Here is an 18,904-nt window from a genome sequence, read left to right as displayed (position 1 = left end):
CTATCCGTATGATTAAAAAGCGCTCACAAATGCAAGCGCTCATACGTGAGCAAACTACAGTGTATAGCTAAAGCTTAGCTTAGCGTTACGCTCTTCACCCGGCATGCCACCTAAAAACATTGCTTTAGAATAATATTGCTTATTGAATATATTGTTTAAGTTAAGTTGTATATGCCACTTGTTTGTTGTGTATGAAACAGCCGCCTCATGAACCGTGTAACTTGGTACATAGCCATCAGGAATACCAAAACTTGATGAGCTAGTACTCCTATCATCAACATAAGTTACACCTACACTTATATTTAGCGTTTCAGGCAAACTAAAAACATTTGCGTAATAAGTTACCCACGTACTGGCAGTTAAATACGGAACCCCTTTTTTACGTGTAGCGTGATTGTTTATATTAGGGTTTAGTTGGTTTCTTGCATCTTGATAAACACCATTTATATTTACTTTCCATCGCTCATTTAAATGCGCATTTAAATCAAGCTCAACCCCTTTTGTCTTTTCTTCCCCATCATAAAAGCTTTTAACTACATCTGGTTCCGAAACGCCCGCTTCATAAAGTGGATTGCTGTACTCTAGGTTGGTTCGCGCACTTTCAAAAACAACGAAAGAGGCAAGTAGTTGGTCGTCAAACGCTTTATATCTAAATCCTAAGTCGTTGCTCATTGATTCTGAGTCTTCTCTATCCGCTTCGTTACCAGCAATAGACCCTAATACACTATATGCAGTGCGGCCTTTAGCGTGATTAACAAATATAGAAAAGTTTTCAGTGGGTTGATATGTTGCGCCTAAATTATACGTTAAACCACTGTCTGAAGTGTCAGCCTCTGGTGTTGGTTCTGCTCGGCTTGCGCTATAACGCTCATCTACACCAAAATGTTCATAACTTTGTTTAATGCGGTTATAAGCAACACCTACGCGTGTTGTTAATTGCTCATTAATATAGGCAACATGTTGGAGGCCCAAACCCCAGGCCTTTACTTTTTTATTGTAGTCACTGGTTTTAAGAGGATCGTAATCGTAAAAATTACCTGCTGGCCAATTGGGATCTCGTATATCAAATATATAGGGTAGGGAACCTTGATATGTTACTTCGTTGTTTGTATCTGTAATAACGTAATCTTTATCCCATATAGAATATTGTTTAAAACGAATATGGCGATCTTCATAATTAGCATTAGCCAAAAGTTCGTTATCAATATCACCCAACATAAAATCGTAACGCAAATCTAAAAAGTACTGCCATGACTTTTCATCAGCCTCAACTTGGCGGTATTCTTGGCGACGAGCAGCAAAAGGGTAAAGCACATCGTCAACGACTAGCGGTGAACGTGGATCTTGATTAATAACACCACGACGATTCCAATAAACATAGTTATAAGCCCCCGTTTGACGTGCGAAACTTGATGTGTAATTACGATATTGTAACTGTTGATTTAAAAATAAGTCGTCAGTAATAAAGTAATTATGAGTAAGCTTCAAGCGCAACTCTTCACCTTTGTTATCATCAGCCATTGGCGAAATAATTCCGTTAGTTCCAAATTGATAAGGTGTTAATCCGTCGTTATCTGACAACGAGTTTGCCAGTTCATTGCGCTGAGATTCACTAAGCTGTAAACCACTACCCGTAGGATCGTTAACTAAATCAGATCCTGTTACTTGTGAGGCTGTTAAACCATTAGCAGAGTCTGCATTATAAATTCGAATAGGGTGACCAATAGAGTCCACCGCTATTGAGTCTTTAATGTATGCAGCAGATACCATAACGTCTTGTTGATCACTCAAAATGTATTTAAGTGATGTATATATTTCGTCTCGGTCTTCTTTTAAATCACGAAAACCATCACTTGATGCTGTTTTAGCCATCACGCGGTATGCTAAGTCATCGGTAATTGCATTGGTGCTATCAACGGCAAAAGAGTAGCTATCCCACTGACCAAGCTCTATGGCTACTTTATGCTTTTCTTCAAATTCAGGTTTTTTTTCAATTAAGTTAATTACACCACCAGCGCTGCCAATACCATACAAGCCTGTTGCTGGCCCCTTTAATACTTCGACCGACTCAACATTGGTTAATGAGCGCGTTGGATTAAAGGTGTTACCAAGGCCAGCTCCGCCATACATCCCATCGTAAGTATAATTAGCATCTAGACCTCGAATAACTAAGTTATCGCCAATCCCGTAGTTATTACCTGCTTGGGTTAATCCACTTACATTACGTACAAGTTCTTGTAAGTTGTCTACACCTTGGGATTCAATCAGTTCACGGTCAATAATAACGACAGGTGCTGGGGTTTCCATTAACGACATATCTGACTTAGTAGCAAGCCCAGAGCTCATAACAACTTGGTTTTGTTTCTGATAAACACTTATATGTTCGATATCTTGTTCTGCAGTGGTTTGTGCTAAAACGGCTTGCGCATTTAAACAAGCGAGGGTGAGTAATGAGTAATTGAAACTTTTCACTATGATAATCATTCGCATTTAATAAAGTGCGATAATGGTAATGATTATTATTTGCAAAATAAACTAAAAGTTCAATTAATATTAGATTTAAACAACTGTTTGCATGTTTTTTAGACAAGTGAGTAGATTTAGAGGATGTAAATTAACCAAATATAAAAGAGGTGGGAGTTACGTGGTGATCATAACAAATAGATTGCAACATGCCTTGGCTAAAACAACCTCTCAAATGAAGGGTAATTAGTTAAAAATGACAATAGAGCTCAGCTAAAGTAATGCTATTTAAGTGTTACCTTTAACATATTGTTTAGCTAAGACCTTTAATTTTTTAACGTTAAAGGTAAAGGCTAACACTATCAAGTCAGCCTTTACTTGGATTAAAATTTTTTATTTTTCAGCTTTATAAACAATACCTGCTTTCATCACAAACGGTATTTGCTCTAATGTTGAAATGTTTTTTAATGGGTTACCCTCTACTGCAATAATATCGGCGGCATATCCCGTTTTTATTTGCCCTAGTTTATTATGCATTTTTAAAAGTTTAGCGCTGTTAATGGTAGCTGATTGAATGGCTTGCAGTTCAGTCATGCCAAATTCAACCATACGTGAAAACTGCTTTGCATTATCACCATGTGGGTAGATGGCAGCGTCGGTTCCAAATACCATGTTCACACCAGCTTTTACAGCTCGGCTAAAGCTATCTCTTTGTTTTTTTGAAACTTGACGTTCTTTATTTAAGTTTTCTTCGTCTACACCATTTTGTTCGCCAAAGCTTAATGTATATTCTGTGTTGTATATGTCCATTGAAAGCCAAGTGCCATGTTTTTTAGCCAAGGCAATGGCTTCATCGTCTAAAAAGCTTGCATGTTCTACGCTGTCAACACCGGCAATAATGGCTGTTTTAATCCCACTTGTACCATGTGCATGAGCAGCAACAGGAAGGTCGCGCATATGTGCTTCTTCAACAATGGCTTTCATTTCTTCAAGTGAGTATTGTTGTACACCTACTTTTGTGCCCTTTGAAAATACACCGCCTGTCGCGCAAAACTTTATAGCATTGGCTCCATACTTTATATTTTCACGCACTTTTGTTCTAACGGCCCATGGCCCATCGGCTACGCCGGTTGAGGTATATTTTAACTCAGGCGGTAAGCGGTTATTGTCACAATGCCCCCCTGTTATACCAAGAGATGGACCTGCAGCCCAAATTCTTGGGCCTATAATATCACCTGCATTAATACCGTCACGCACCGCAATAACACTATAACCATCTGCGCCTACATTTCTCACAGTGGTAAACCCGGCTTCGAGCGTTTTTTTAGCAAAATAGGCCGATTTAACGGCCATGCGTGGGATTGACTGACCTAACCGCTCACTACGTGAAACAGTAGGATCACTTGTTAAATGCACATGCATATCCATTAAGCCAGGCACTAATGTTAACTGCGGTAGATTTATATGTTCATCACCTTTGCCAACTTGCGGCTTTTTGTTGCGTTCTATCGAGGTGATCACGCCGTTATCAACAGTGATAAGAGGGGATTTAATAAGTGTGCCATTTTCTACATCTAACATGGCCTTTGCAGAAATGTAGGTAACTGCTTGGGTGGGTAAACTACTCAAACATAACATGGCGACTGAGGCTGATAACAGGTGCTTTTTCATTTTTTAATTCTTTTATATGACATTAAAGTTGTTTTGACTTTACCAAGCTTAAGTAAAAGTGCAATAAAATAACGACTAAGTTACTACTTTATTTAGCTTAATTTAAAGCTCATAATCGGCTTGTATTTTTTAAAAGGATTAACATGAAATTATTAAAATTAGTACTTGTGGCTACATCAGTGATGGGTGCTTTAACGGGGTGTAGCAATACTGCGCCTCAACAAAGTAATAGTAAACCGGATTCTTCATCTATAAATGCTGTGGTGTCTGAGCTATCTGCCGAGCAGCAATTAGACGTGCTAGTTAACCAATATTATGAAGAGTCACTCACGTTTGCACCAATTCGTGCTACATACAGCGGAAAAAATGAATTTAATGATGTATTCACGCCTGAGATCTCAGTTTTAAACCGTGATAAAAAAGCGGCTTTTTATAAAAAGTATCAACAAAGCCTTGGCTACATTGATTCTGAGCAGTTAACAGGGCAAGCGCTATTAAGTTATGAAATTTTAAAGCGCGACTTAGCACTTAATTTAGAAGGAATGCAGTTTCCTAGTTATCTTTTGCCAATAAATCAAATGTCGGGTGCGCATAATATTTTTGCGGGCTTTGGCTCTGGCCAAAGTGCACAACCCTTCAAAACAATGAACGATTACGCTAATTTCATAAAACGCAGTGGTGGTTTTGTTAAGTGGCTTAAAAGTGTTGAGCTTTCTATGGCTGAAGGTATAAAACAAAATATTGTTTTACCTGCGCCACTTGCAAAAAAATTAGCGCCACAATTTAGTGCGCATATTGTCAATAAGGCTGAAAACTCACTGTTTTGGGGGCCTATCAACAATTTACCAGACTCGTTTACAGCAGAGCAAAAACAAGAAATAACAGCCCAATATCGTGATTTGATCATGACGCAATTAGTCCCCGCTTATCAAAGCATGCACACATTTTTAATTAATGACTATATTCCTAATAGTCGTGCTTCAGTAGGCTACAGCGATTTTACCAATGGTAAGGCTTGGTACGAATATCAAATAAAGAAAAACACAACACTTAGCCTGTCTGCCGATGAGATTCATAATATAGGTTTAAGTGAAGTATCTCGTATTTTAAGTGAAATGAAACAGGTAAAACAAACAGTCGGCTTTGATGACGATTTACCTGCATTTTTTACTCATTTACGTGATTCTGATGAGTTTTACTTTAATACCGCTGAAGAGCTTGTTGAAGCGTACGAAAACGTTAAGAAAAAAATAGATGCTAAAGTACCGCTGTTATTTGATGTTGCGCCTAAAGCCCCTTACGTTGTTAAACCAGTTGAAGCGTACCGTGCGCAATCTGCGGCAGGTGCTTCTTATGCTGCTCCAGCCCCAGACGGTTCTCGTCCAGGTATTTTTTATATCAATACATTTAATTTAAAAGCACAGCCTAAGTTTTTGCTTGAAACACTCTCGATTCATGAAGCGGCGCCGGGTCATCACTTTCAAATTGCTCTTCAACAAGAAATTGACGGCTTACCTGATTTTCGTAAATTTGGAGGGTATACGGTTTTTGCTGAAGGGTGGGCGCTTTACGCTGAAAGCTTAGGAAAAGAGCTTGGTTTATTTACCGACCCGTATATGTGGTACGGGCGTTTAGCCGACGAGCAATTACGAGCTATGCGCTTAGTACTCGACACCGGTTTTCATGCTAAAGGATGGACACGAGAGCAAGGTATACAATATATGCTTGCCAACTCTTCAATGGCTAAAAGTGATGTCGTTGCAGAGGTTGAGCGTTATATTGCGTGGCCCGGGCAAGCTCTCTCGTACAAATTAGGGGAGTTTAAAATTAAAGAGCTTCGCGATTATTGTAAAAAAGAGCTAGGTTCTCAATTTGATATTAAAGCGTTTCATACGCAAATATTAATAGATGGAGCATTACCCATGCCTATTTTAGAGAAAAAAATTAAACGTTGGGTCCAGTCGCAGCAATAAACTACGCGCAAAGCGAGTATCGTTTTAAGGTATTGGCTTTGCGCCATTTAATGCATTACGGTAGAATGCGCGCTCTAAAAGGGGCGTGAGTACACTATGTTTGATCAACAGTTAGCAAATACACAATTTTGGCTTAAAAAAAGCCTGAGCGAAATGAGCCAAAGTGAATGGGAAGCTATTTGTGATGGCTGTGGTAAGTGTTGTTTAAATACATTTATAGATAGTGAAGACGAAGATGATTTTGCCCCAACCGATCAGCTACGTGAAGGTGAGCAGCTCATTTTCACTAATATTGTGTGCCAGTATCTTGATAACAATACCTGTGGGTGTAGTGAATATCAAAACCGACAAACTTTGGTACCCTCTTGTGTAAAACTCACTAAAGAAAACCTTAAAGATATATTTTTTATGCCGCAAAGCTGCAGTTATCGACGTTTACATGAAGGACGTGGCCTTGCATCGTGGCATCCGCTAGTAAACAACGGCGATAAAAGTCACATGCACGAACTCGGTATTTCAGTGAAAGACAAAACAGTGAAAGACTGTGATGTAAAATTAGATGACTTTGATTTATATATTGCAGAATGGCCAACAAAGGATTGCGATTAATGAGTAAGTTACAAGCAAGTATTGGCTTAATAAACCCAAAAAGCCCCACCAACGTTGGCGGCGTTTTGCGAGCTGCAGGGTGTTACGATGCAAATCAGGTTTACTTTACGGGTAATCGTTATCTTAACGCACAAAAGTTTCATACCGACACTAAAAATGTGGTTGAGCGTATTCCATTAACTCCTACGGATTGTTTGGAACAATGTAAACCGCAAGGAGCTACTGTCGTTGTTATTGAGCTCATTGAGGGGGCGACTCCTTTACCCGAGTTTGAGCACCCAGAAAATGCATTTTATATATTTGGCCCTGAAGATGGCTCAGTTTCAAAAGACGTACTAAAGTGGTGCGACGAAGTCGTGTATATACCGACCATAGGCTGTATGAACCTTGCAGCAACCTGTAATGTAGTGCTTTATGATAGGCTTGCTAAATTAGGTGGCGTTAAAAGTAGTGATGACACCATAATAACCTCGCGCGATACCAACAACAAAATGAAATGGGTAAAACCAGCTTAATACCTTCCTTTAAACGCCAATAAACCTTATTAATTGGCGTTTAAACTTTGTATACATTCCCTTTTTAACTCTTACTTAGAGTCCTTTTAATTAAATTTTATTTCACTGCTAGTATGTGAACTACACTTAACTAAATAAATTTTTGATAATTTTAACATGCATATTGTTATTATTTTATTAGCGTTAGTTAGTTGTTTTACTACTGCAAGCACATCAGTGAGTTATCTCAACAAAAGCACACTTACCACTGTTGAGGGTCAGCGTTATAAGTCAGGAGTATTATATAAATCACCTAACAACAAGCGTACTTTGCATATTGCTACTTTGAACTGGCCACCTTACATAAGCGATAGCCTTTGCAATAAAGGTTGGGTTTATCATTTTGCTGTTGCTTTACTTAATAGCCGAGGTTATGACGTTTATATCGAGTTTTACCTTGGGCGAGAGCTGTACGAAATGTCGAAATAGGGAAAGCCGATATTTTAATGCCGGAATATTTTATAGAAGACACAGCCCCTTCTGACTTTGTTGAAAACAAAACCAGACGAGAGTTATTAGGTATTTCAAACACCTTTGAAGGTGGGAATATTGCTTTTTTAAAACGTAAAAACTCACCAGGTATTTTTACAGGCAACTTAAATTCGTTAAAAGGTGCAAAAATTGGCGTTGTTAGAGGGTATCAAAATACCTCTGAGTTTGATGCAATGATGGATAACAATGAATTTAGTATTATAGGTGCAGTAGATGACCTACAACTAGTACAGCTACTCGCTGCAGAACGTGTGGATCTTATTATTGGCGATCCAGTTGTATTGGCGCATTCGGTCAAATACTCAACATTGAATGACAATGCTAAATCAAAGTTGCTTAATTTTATAGAGCAAGATGGCAAGCCACTTCGTTATAACCCATTGTATTTTGCCATTAGTAAGCAAACACCTAACTGGCTTGAAGTACTTGAAGACATAAACCAAGCTTTGTATCACTTTAACAATAGCGGCGAAACTAAGCGATTAATCGATACAATTTCAGCTGAATGACCGAGCACAAGTTTGAATTGAATTGGAACGTTCTTAGTTTGGTGTGGTAAAAAAACTTATTAACAATGTAGAATCAGTTTAATTTGTTAATGGAGTGAAAATAAAAATGAGCACACTGAACACTAATCAACCTTATGGCGTGAATGAACAGCAAAAAAATAATTATCTGTTTCCTTTGACTGCCATGACTACCTTATTCTTTTTATGGGGATTTATAACCGTTTTAAATGACGTGCTTATTCCTAGATTAAAAGGTGTATTTGATCTCACATATTTTGAAGCAATGCTGGTGCAGTTTTGCTTTTTTGGTGCCTATTTCATTGTATCTATCCCTGCTGGTATTTTAGTTAAACAACTAGGCTATAAAAAAGGAATATTAACGGGGCTTATTGTTGCCTCTATTGGTTGTATGCTTTTTTACCCTGCCGTAGTGGTCCATGAATATTGGTTGTTTTTAGGTGCATTGTTTGTGCTTGCTGCAGGTATAACGGTGTTACAGGTGTCAGCTAATCCATACGTTGCTGCTCTTGGCCCTGATAAAACCGCCTCTTCACGATTAAACTTAGCACAAGCGCTTAATGCCCTGGGTACTACAGTAGGACCATATGTAGGAGGCATTCTCTTTTTCGGTACTGCTGGTACATTGGCTGCGTCTGCTGCATCGGCAGAATCAGTAAAAGTACCCTACATAATGTTGGCTGCAGCACTTTTATTAATTGCTATTGTGTTTGCATTTATAAAGTTACCAGAAATAGAAGCCCATAAAGAAGACTGTCACTCAGCACCAGAAACGCGCTCATTAATTCAAGCACCGCATTTAACTATGGGGGTTATTGCTATTTTCTGTTATGTAGGTGGCGAAGTTGCTATCGGTAGTTTTTTAGTTAACTATTTTGGTGAAGCACATATCGCCGGGCTTGAAGAGCATGCAGCCGCTGCACTAATTAGTTATTACTGGGGTGGCGCTATGGTAGGGCGTTTTATTGGCTCTGCTTTATTACAAAAAATTGCGCCTTCTAAAGCAATTGCCTTTAATGCTATCAGTGTTATTGCGTTGTTATTAATCACTATTTTTACACAAGGTGATGTTGCTTTGTTTTCAGTATTGGCAATTGGTTTATTTAATTCAATTATGTTTCCGACCATTTTTTCTGTTGCAATTGAAAAATTAGGCCCGTTAACAAGTAAAGGCTCTGGATGGCTATGTTTAGCGATTGTAGGTGGTGCTTTGGTTCCATTATTACAAGGGTATGTTGCCGATACCGTGAACATTCAAGATAGCTTTTTCGTGCCTATGGTATGTTATATATTTATAGCTTGGTATGGTTTAAATGCTGTTCGTTTAGCTAAAAAATGGTAAAGAGCTGACTGTATAATAATGGCTGAATACGTATTCAGTCATTATTAATCACCCTTTTTATTGGAACATTCCAAAAAAAGAAACTCATATCTAAAAATAATTACGTAAAATTAATTACTTAAAATTTACAACCAAGTTTGCCTAGTCCTTTTTTATTGTTTTTAGCTGCTATTTTCGGAAAAACCGAAAATAGCTAAGACAATCCTCCCAATATTTGCTAAAACTAAACTGCTAAAATTAAAAAAAAGGGCATTTATGTTTGGGGCACTTAAGTTCACAACAAAAGTTACAATAGCAGCGTCAGTAGTACTTGTTTTGGTGTTAGGCTTATTTACCGTAAATAACTACACCACTTTAAAAAACCAAACACAAACGCAACTTGCTTTGGTGCTTCAACAAAACTCAGAGTCAGTGTCGCAAAACATTGCAAGCTGGCTAAATGCCAAACTATCAATCGTCAGTGCGTTTGCCCAAACGCACAAACCATCTGATTCAAACACATTGACGCTATCTCAATTAAATACGGCTGAATTAGCAGGTGACTTTAAAAATACTTATATAGGCCAATCAAACGGGAATTTTATTTTAAACGACCAAACAGTAGTTTTACCTCCTGATTTTGATGCAACATCACGTCCTTGGTACAAGCTAGTCGAAAATAAAACCAACACCGCTTTTACAACTCCTTATATAGACGTAACAACCAATGAGCTAACTATATCTGCCGTTGTGCCTATAAACCAAAATGATCGCTTTGTTGGTGTTGCAGGCGCTGATATAGACATGCAAACGGTCACAGACATTATTAACGACATTGACTTTTTAGGGTTAGGCTACGGCTTTTTGCTTGATGACAACGGTCAAATATTAAGCCACCCGCAAAGCAGCTTTAATTTAAAAAATATTTCAGCGCTTTTTGGCACTAAGCCACCCCTTAGTAGCGAGTTTGTTGAATATCAAATTGCAGGCGAAACTAAATTGGTTTCGTTTAATAAAATCCGTGGAATCGAAAATGTAAATTGGTATTTAGGGGTTGTTATAGATCAACAAAAAGCATTTGAGAGTGTATCCAGTTTTGGTAAAACAGCATTTATATATTTAATTGTAGGTACGATAGTCATTGTATTTTTAATGCAATTTTTGCTTCATTACTTAATGCGCCCAATGAATCGGTTAAATGATGCTATTAAAGATATTTCTCAGGGAGAGGGCGATTTAACACGTCGTTTAGAAATAGAAAATGACGATGAGTTTGGTGAGTTAAGTCATTCATTTAATGTGTTTATCGAAAAAATTCAATCTTCAATGGAGCAAGTTAAAGATACGACTGTCCTTCTTGATGGTGTTATAGCAAGCCTTCTAACGCAAACGCATTCATCACTTGCAATGTATGACGATCAAAGTATGCGAACAGATAGCGTTGCCGCGGCAATTAATCAATTCACTGGAATGACAACAGACATATTCAATAGTGCGTCTGATGCATCAACACTTGCAAAAGATGCAAATCAACACTCGACACAAAATCAAGAAATATTAAGCAATAATGTTGCTGGGATTCACGAACTGTCTGCCAATATAATGCAGGCTCAACAAACTATTAATAGCTTAAATGCACATACAGAAAGCATTGGTAATGTTCTTGAAGTAATTAAAGGCGTGAGTGAACAAACCAACTTACTTGCTCTCAATGCGGCTATTGAAGCTGCACGAGCTGGTGATGCAGGTCGGGGCTTTGCCGTTGTGGCTGATGAGGTTCGCCAGTTAGCACATCGCACCAAAGAGTCGACTCAAGAAATAGAAGAAACAGTGATAGAGCTGCAAAAAGGGTCGAGTTTGGCGGTTGAGTTAATGAAAACAAGCTTGCAAGGCAGCGAAAAAAGCGTGTCAGAAGCGGATGCTGTTGGTGAATTAATGCAGCAAGTAATAGAAGATATTAAACAGATAAGTGCAGCTAACCATGCCGTTGCGGGCGCTACAGAAGAGCAAAATCAAGTTGTTAAATCATTAGATGCCGATATACAAACTATCAGCGAACTGTCTATTCAAGGTAAAACCAACCTAAATAATACGTTAAACGAATGCACAAAACTGAGGCAACAATTCGGTGATTTAGAACAAATGGTTAAAAAGTTCAAAGTATAAATATGGAAAAGGAAACCTTAAATAAGTCGAGCTGGCGCAATTTAATTAACATAGATAGCGTTTACAATTCTGACAGACAGCGTCAAGCATTTTCGCTATTTGCAATGATAGCCTTCGCAATTGTAGTGATAGGTTTTTTACTTTTAGCTAATTATGATGTGTATTCACCTATTCTCAGTGTCGCTTTGCTCGTTGCTAATATGACGATTATTGCCTGTACCGTTTACTTTTTTAAAACAGGTAAATTAGAGGTTGTGTCTTTAACAACCATGTCTATCATATTAGTTATGTGTATTGCGCTTATTTACACAGGTGGTAAAGAGAACACGGCGCTGTATTGGCTCATGTTTTACCCAGTTGTCACCTTTGCTACTCTCGGTGTTAAATTGGGGTTATGGCTTAGTGGGTTTTTATTTGTCTGTTGTTTAGGGCTACTGTATGGCCCTAATATCGGCCAGGTAGATTATGGCGATGTAGAAAAATCGCGTTTTATGGCATCTTTTGGTTTAGTGTTTGTTTTTTCATTTATAGGCGAGTTTTTTAGGCAAAAAAGTCATGCGTCTATTGCTGAAATAACTTTGGCACAAAAAAAGGACGCGTATACCGATCAACTAACTGGCGCTGCAAACAGACGATTTGTCACATCTCACTTTTTTAACTTAGTAAGTGACTGCCCAGATGAGTATTTACCATTTAGTATTTTATTATTAGACCTCGATCATTTTAAGTCTATCAATGATAACTATGGTCATGATAGTGGTGATACTGTCCTAATAGAATTTACTAAAATGCTGGAGTCACACTTCAGTAGCGATTCAATAAAAGCGCGTTATGGTGGTGAAGAATTTGTTGTTATTCTTCCAAAGGTGACTATTCAAACTGCAGAGCACGTTGCTAATAAATTTAGAGAGAGTGTTGCTAATACAACACTTTTGAATGTTGAAAGTAAAAACGTAGCACTTACCTGTAGCATAGGTGTAGCACAAGTTAATAAGTTATCAGACTACAATGATGCTTTAAAGCAAGCCGATCGATGTCTTTATAAAGCAAAGGAAACGGGTCGAAATAAAGTTGTTTCAGCTTCTACGTAGGAATCGTTATGTTTCAAAGTAAGTTAATTTATATACACGATCCAATGTGTAGTTGGTGTTGGGGCTATGCGCCTACGTGGCTAAAATTGAAAGAACAACTTGAGCATAAAATTATTGTTGACTATAAAGTGGGCGGCTTAGCAGCCGATAGTCAGCAGCCTATGCCAAAAGTGATGAAAGAAATGCTTGAAGATACGTGGCATAAAATACAAAAGCAGTTAGGTACCCAGTTTAATTATGACTTTTGGCGTAATTGCGAACCTCGACGTTCTACTTACCCGGCTTGTAGAGCAGCTCTGATCGCGCGTAAAACCAATAAAGAAGCGCAAATGATAGAAGCAATCCAGCATGCTTACTATTTAAATGCGCAAAACCCTTCTGATGAAGCCACCTTAGTAGCGCTGGCTCAAGGCATTGGTCTAGATGAAGAGGGGTTTGCAAATGAGTTAGTCAGTTTATCATTAAACAATGAATTGAGTGACGAGCTTAATTTTATAAAAACGTTGCCTATTAACGGTTTTCCTTCTTTAGTGTTAATTCATAACAACAGCTACTACCCCATTGCGGTTGATTACACAGATTGGCAAAGTACCTATGACAAAATTACTAGCATTATTGATTAATCGCTCTTCAACAGCTTGCTAGTTTATTTATTTTTAATTTACAAAACCTCTTTTATGCCAAATTATGACAGCTGTCATAAAAGCGACTTTTTTGCGCAACATCCTTGTCATCTTTTATCTATAAACTTCCTTCCATTGAATTATTCAAGCCAATAAATCTCTGTTTATTGGTTTGAAATACAACCTAGCAAATCCGCTAATTAACGAGTAAAGGTGTATGCGATGAAAGGCGTTAAACCATTAATCTTAGCTGGTATTGTGGCCGCAAGTGCAGCAGTACACGCTAACGATTTAGATAAGGTTATTGATAAAAGCAGCGAAATTAATAAATCAGCTGCGCAATCACAAACAAAAATAGACAAGATTGCAGACTCAATGCAAGGTCGTTTACAGCAATTTAAAACGCTCAATAAAGAGATTGACGGTTTAGCTGTTTACAACGCGCAGTTAACTAAACAGCTTAATAATCAAATTGAAGAAATGGAATCGCTTAACCTATCAATGGATCAGGTTTCTATTATTGAGCGCCAAATTACCCCGCTTATGATGCGAATGATCACAGGTCTTGAGCAGTTTGTATCGTTAGACATTCCCTTTTTGCAAGACGAGCGTGCTAAGCGTTTAGTATCACTTAAAGCCATGATGGATCGCGCTGATATCACCTCAAGTGAAAAATTTCGTCGTGTGCTAGAAGCTTACCAAGTAGAGGTCGATTACGGGCGTACTATTGAAGCTTACACCGCATTGTTAGATGTAAACGGTAAAGAGCGTGAAGTTGATTTTTTACGCATTGGCCGATTAGAGCTGATTTACCTAACGCGTGATGGTAAACACGCTGGTAGCTACAACACAGAGACCAAATCGTTTGAAGCTCTACCTGACTCAACAATAAGTCAAATAAATAAAGGTTTACGCATAGCGCGTAAACAACTTGCCCCAGATATGCTAACTCTGCCAGTACATGCAGCAGAATAAGAGGTTAAAAATGAAATTGTTTACTCAAATGACAAAAATGGCATTGTTTGTTACAAGCCTCGGTTTTGCAGGCGTTAGCACTGCTGCAGAAACAATGGATCTTGATTCATTATTAAAAACATTAGAAAACGGCAAGACCGTTCAAAGTGCGCAGAATAAACAACGAGAGCAGGAGTTTACCTCTCGCCAAAATCAGCAAGTTCAAATGTTAAATGATACAACTGCAAAGCGTAACCAAATGCTTGTTGAATCAGAGCGCCTTGAAACACAATTTGAAGAAAACGAAGTTAAACTCGCTAACTTAACCGATACCTTATCTAAGCGAATGGGATCACTTAAAGAGTTATTTGGGGTATTACAGCAAGTCGCTGGGGACTCTAGCAATAAGTTCGCTACTTCGGTTGTATCAGCAGAATTACCGGGCCGTAGTGATTTTATGGACGAGTTAGCTCAAAAAATGGGTTCGACGTCTAAGCTTGCCTCAATAGAAGATATTGAAAAGGTGTGGTACGAGCTGCAACGTGAAATGACTGAGCAAGGTAAAGTCAGTCGCTTTAATACTTCAGTTATTGTTGAAGGTGGAAATAAAGCAGAGCAAGAAGTTGTTCGTGTTGGTGCTTTTAACTTAATTTCACAGGGTCAATACTTAGAATATAACCCAGGAACAAACACGCTGAGCGCGCTTACTCGCCAACCAGTGTCTCGTTATACCGCTACAGCTGCTGACTTACAAAATGCTAAAAGTGGTGTTGTACAGTTTGCATTAGACCCAACTGGTGGTTCTATTTTAGGCTTACTTGTTCAAGCACCTGATACATCAGAGCAAGTTCATCAAGGTGGTGCGGTTGGTTATGTCATTTTAGGTGTTGGTTTGCTTGCTTTATTAATTGCAATTGAGCGCTTTATTTCATTGTTACTTGTTGGTGGAAAAATTCGTCGCCAATTAAAAGATTCAGTTGCTCGCGACGACAACCCATTAGGTCGTGTAATGAAAGTAAAAGACGACTATCCGAATGTTGCTTACGACACGTTAGAGCTTAAATTAAGTGAAGCAATTTTACGTGAAATGCCAAAAATCACACGTAACTTAACGCTTATAAAAATCATCTCCGTTGTTGCCCCATTACTTGGCTTACTAGGTACGGTGACCGGTATGATCAACACGTTCCAAGCAATCACATTATTTGGTACTGGCGACCCTAAACTAATGGCTGGTGGTATTTCTCAAGCGCTAGTTACGACCGTACTTGGCTTAGTTGTGGCAATCCCAACAGTGTTTATATACACATTACTAAACACGCGTTCAAAAGGCTTACTGCTTATTTTACAAGAGCAAAGCGCAGGTATCATTGCTGAGCGAAGCGAGAAAGGAGAATAAACCATGGTGCTATTGATTGACTCAATCAATGCTATCCGTGATTTTCTCGACACCGGTGGCCAAGTACTCTTGGTCATTGGAGTGTTAATCTTCGCGATGTGGTTATTGATACTCGAGCGATTTATATACTTTTTCAACGGGTTTCGCGGATACAAAAATAGCATTAAAGGCACATGGTCAACGCGTCACGAACGCAATAGCTGGAACGCTGAACAAATACGCCAGGCTATGATTTCGAGAGCAAGTATGCGCTTGAATGCAAACCTTCCGCTTATCAATGTCATGGTGGCTTTATGTCCGCTGCTGGGCTTACTTGGCACAGTAACGGGCATGATAGAAGTGTTTGATGTGATGGCTATAACAGGCACTGGGAGTGCACGTTCAATGGCATCAGGCGTATCTAAAGCGACAATTCCAACAATGGCGGGCATGGTCGGGGCGTTATCTGGGGTATTTGCCTCAACCTACTTACAACGTAAAGCCAAACGCGAAGTAGAACTACTTGAAGACAGCATGTTGCTAGATCACTAAATAAATTTTATGAGCGGCTAAATATACACCCGCTCATAGCAGGAGAATAAAAAATGAGAGCCCCTTTAGGTAACTTAATGCAAGAAGATGAAGCAGAAGAAATAAACATGACACCTATGTTAGATGTTGTATTTATTATGCTTATCTTCTTTATTGTAACGGCATCGTTTGTAAAAGAAGCAGGCATTGACGTTAACCGCCCAGAAGCGGCAACTGCGGTTAAAAAAGAAAGAGCCAATATCTTAGTTGCTATTTCAGATAAGGGTGAAATTTGGATTAACAAACGCCAAATAGATGTTCGCGCAGTGCAGGCGAATATTGAACGCTTAAAAGCTGAAAACCCACAGGGTAGCGTTGTTATTCAAGCTGATAAAAAAGCGACTACCGATACGTTAATTAAAGTAATGGATGCCGCACGCGCTGCCGGTGTGTTTGATGTTTCAATTGCGGCTCAAGAAGCGTAAGGGTAAGTAATGCGTTATTTAGTAGCATTAATTGTTGCCGGTGTAGTCACGTTTATGCTGTTTTTGGGCATGCAAGCGCTTATAACCGGCGGTGAAGGGGCAATGAGCGAACCAGCTAAAGGCAATGTACTTGATTTTGTTCGCTTGAAGAAAGAAGAAAGCGTTCAAAAGAAAGAGCGTAAACCACAAAAGCCACCTACGCCAAAAGAGCCGCCACCACCAATGGAATCGCCACAAATGCAAAGTAGTGATGCTAATGCCAACGCTAACAACTTTGACTTTGGTGCTAATGTTGATGCCGAAGTGAACCTGGCGGGTGGATTAGCATTGGAAACGAGCGATGGCGAATATTTACCCATTGTAAAAGTTGCACCGGTTTATCCGCGTCGTGCGCTATCACGCGGTATTGAAGGGTATGTGATTGTTGAGTTTACTGTGACAAAGCAAGGTACCGTTCGCGATCCGCAAGTATTAAAAGCAGAGCCTGAGTCTTTATTTGATAGGGCTGCAATGGACGCTGCTCTTAAATTTAAATATAAACCGCGTGTTGTCAACGGTGAAGCTGTTGAAGTAGCGGGTGTTCAGAACAAAATATCTTTTCAAATTGGCGGATAGTAGCTAACTAGAAAAGACCGTGAGGCGATTATGAAATTATTAACCAAAACTAAACTTTTAAAAGTAACACTACTTTGTACCACTGCGATAGGGTTGAGTATTGTTACACCCAGTGCACTAACGTTGTTACCTGGCGTATCAATCGCAAGTGCTCAAGCGGCGCAGGAGCAAAAAACAAAACGCGTACCTGCACTTCGTGAAAAAGTATACAGCCAACTGGCTCGCGCACAAAAATTGGCAGACGATGGCGATGTAAAAGCCGGACTTGAAGCGCTCGATAGTATTAATGAACGTTCTTCAAGTATGAACTCGTACGAAATAGCCATGATGCATAATTTTTACGGGTTCATTTACTACAACCAAAATGACTTACCAAAAGCGATAGCTTCATTTGAACGCGTTGTTGCAGAAGAAGGGATCCCTGAAACATTGCGTTTAAGCACCACTTTTAGTTTAGCGCAGCTTGCAATGGCAAACAGCGATTATGATAAAGTCATTGCCTTTTTAGATAACTGGGATGAGATTAACACTCAGCCAATACCTGAAGGATATTATTTACTTCGTGCACAAACGTATTACCAGTTAAAAGACTATAAGCAAGGCCTAGACTACATCACTAAAGTTATTTCATTAAGTGATGACGAAGGTAAAACCCCAAAAGAAAACTGGCTTGTATTACAGCGCGCTATGTTTTATTCGCTAAATCAAACTAACAAAGTGGTTGAAGTGCTTGAACGCATGGTTAAGCTTTATGATAAACCAGAGTACTGGGTACAGCTTTCGGGTATGTATGGTGAAACCGGGCAAGAGAAAAAGCAATTAGCTGTTATTGAAGCCGCTTATCAGCAAGGGTTTTTAACATCAAGGGCCGACTTACGCCAACTTGCTCAAGTATACTTATACAATGGACTTGCTTTTAAAGCGGCAGAAGTTATGAGTAAAGCAATAGATAACGGCATTGCCGAAAAAACAGCTAAAAACTATGCGTTTGTAGCCGAGGCGATGATCCAAGCAAAAGAAGATGAAAAATCGATAGAGTATTTTGTTAAAGCCGCCGATTTATCAGATCATGGGCAATACGATCAGCGTTTAGCTGAGGTGTATGTTAATACAGAGCACTATGAAGATGCTGCCGATTCAGCGCGTAAAGCGCTAGATAAAGGTGGACTTGATTTTGAGTCAAATGCCTTTGTTGCACTGGGTATGGCGCAGTACAATTTGCAAAATTTCGATGCGTCTATTTTAGCGTTTGAACAAGCTGAAAAACACAAAAAATCACATCGTTTGGCTAAGCAGTGGATTAAGTATGTCAAACGTGAAAAAGTACATGCTGAAACGTTAAGAACCGCTCTGCTTTAAATTTTAAACCAACAAGTCACTACTTCGTTGGTGCTTGTAATATCAATTTCATAATCGCACTACGCAAGCCGACTCAATAATAATTGAGTCGG

General features: G+C 38.9%; 15 protein-coding genes and 1 pseudogene. 14 read left to right on the top strand and 2 right to left on the bottom strand.

Annotation, left to right across the window (positions count from 1 at the left end; translation table 11 throughout):
* Positions 1-54 precede the first annotated feature (54 nt).
* Together ACFI34_RS08475 and ACFI34_RS08470 are read right to left on the bottom strand one after the other, a co-directional pair.
* A complete protein-coding gene (locus tag ACFI34_RS08475; RefSeq protein ID WP_462673165.1) occupies positions 55-2,472 on the bottom strand; it encodes a TonB-dependent receptor in 2,418 nt (805 codons plus the stop codon).
* 384 nt (positions 2,473-2,856) lie between these two features.
* A complete protein-coding gene (locus tag ACFI34_RS08470) occupies positions 2,857-4,134 on the bottom strand; it encodes a Xaa-Pro dipeptidase (RefSeq protein ID WP_462673164.1) in 1,278 nt (425 codons plus the stop codon).
* Between the two features lie 143 nt (positions 4,135-4,277).
* Between ACFI34_RS08470 and ACFI34_RS08465 the strand changes: the two genes are divergently transcribed.
* The 14 genes and pseudogenes from ACFI34_RS08465 (at position 4,278) to ACFI34_RS08400 (ending at position 18,812) form a co-directional block, all read left to right on the top strand.
* A complete protein-coding gene (locus ACFI34_RS08465; RefSeq protein ID WP_462673163.1) occupies positions 4,278-6,107 on the top strand; it encodes a DUF885 domain-containing protein in 1,830 nt (609 codons plus the stop codon).
* 96 nt (positions 6,108-6,203) lie between these two features.
* Positions 6,204-6,716 carry a YcgN family cysteine cluster protein gene (locus ACFI34_RS08460; RefSeq protein ID WP_462673162.1) on the top strand — a complete coding sequence of 171 codons (513 nt, stop codon included), beginning with the start codon at positions 6,204-6,206 and terminating at the stop codon, positions 6,714-6,716.
* On the top strand, positions 6,716-7,231 hold the full coding sequence (locus tag ACFI34_RS08455) for an RNA methyltransferase (RefSeq protein WP_462673161.1): 516 nt from the start codon (positions 6,716-6,718) through the stop codon (positions 7,229-7,231). The genes ACFI34_RS08460 and ACFI34_RS08455 overlap by 1 nt, the downstream gene beginning before the upstream one ends.
* A gap of 156 nt (positions 7,232-7,387) precedes the next feature.
* Positions 7,388-8,271, top strand: a pseudogene (locus tag ACFI34_RS08450) (substrate-binding periplasmic protein).
* Between the two features lie 106 nt (positions 8,272-8,377).
* The gene (locus ACFI34_RS08445; protein WP_462673160.1) at positions 8,378-9,631 is read left to right on the top strand and encodes a sugar MFS transporter; all 1,254 of its coding nucleotides are present in this window, start codon (positions 8,378-8,380) and stop codon (positions 9,629-9,631) included.
* Between the two features lie 255 nt (positions 9,632-9,886).
* Positions 9,887-11,776, top strand: a complete 1,890-nt coding sequence (locus tag ACFI34_RS08440; protein ID WP_462673159.1) for a methyl-accepting chemotaxis protein — start codon at positions 9,887-9,889, stop codon at positions 11,774-11,776.
* Between the two features lie 2 nt (positions 11,777-11,778).
* Positions 11,779-12,867: a GGDEF domain-containing protein gene (locus ACFI34_RS08435; protein WP_462673158.1), complete on the top strand. Its 1,089-nt coding sequence runs from the start codon at positions 11,779-11,781 to the stop codon at positions 12,865-12,867.
* Between the two features lie 8 nt (positions 12,868-12,875).
* Entirely contained in the window at positions 12,876-13,490 is a 615-nt protein-coding gene (locus ACFI34_RS08430; protein WP_462673157.1) for a DsbA family protein, read from the top strand.
* 222 nt (positions 13,491-13,712) lie between these two features.
* Positions 13,713-14,465: a DUF3450 domain-containing protein gene (locus ACFI34_RS08425; RefSeq protein WP_462673156.1), complete on the top strand. Its 753-nt coding sequence runs from the start codon at positions 13,713-13,715 to the stop codon at positions 14,463-14,465.
* Between the two features lie 10 nt (positions 14,466-14,475).
* Positions 14,476-15,843 (top strand): MotA/TolQ/ExbB proton channel family protein, encoded by a 1,368-nt coding sequence (locus ACFI34_RS08420; protein ID WP_462673155.1) that lies wholly within the window; start codon positions 14,476-14,478, stop codon positions 15,841-15,843.
* A gap of 3 nt (positions 15,844-15,846) precedes the next feature.
* Positions 15,847-16,374: a MotA/TolQ/ExbB proton channel family protein gene (locus ACFI34_RS08415; protein WP_462673154.1), complete on the top strand. Its 528-nt coding sequence runs from the start codon at positions 15,847-15,849 to the stop codon at positions 16,372-16,374.
* A gap of 53 nt (positions 16,375-16,427) precedes the next feature.
* A complete protein-coding gene (locus ACFI34_RS08410) occupies positions 16,428-16,838 on the top strand; it encodes an ExbD/TolR family protein (RefSeq protein ID WP_006793481.1) in 411 nt (136 codons plus the stop codon).
* 9 nt (positions 16,839-16,847) lie between these two features.
* A complete protein-coding gene (locus ACFI34_RS08405; RefSeq protein WP_006793482.1) occupies positions 16,848-17,453 on the top strand; it encodes an energy transducer TonB in 606 nt (201 codons plus the stop codon).
* 30 nt (positions 17,454-17,483) lie between these two features.
* Entirely contained in the window at positions 17,484-18,812 is a 1,329-nt protein-coding gene (locus tag ACFI34_RS08400) for a tetratricopeptide repeat protein (protein ID WP_462673153.1), read from the top strand.
* Positions 18,813-18,904 lie beyond the last annotated feature (92 nt).

This window comes from Pseudoalteromonas sp. PSi26 (assembly GCF_054960575.1).
The sequence above is the reverse complement of the archived record's forward strand: the minus strand, read 5'-3'. Positions and strand labels throughout refer to the sequence as shown.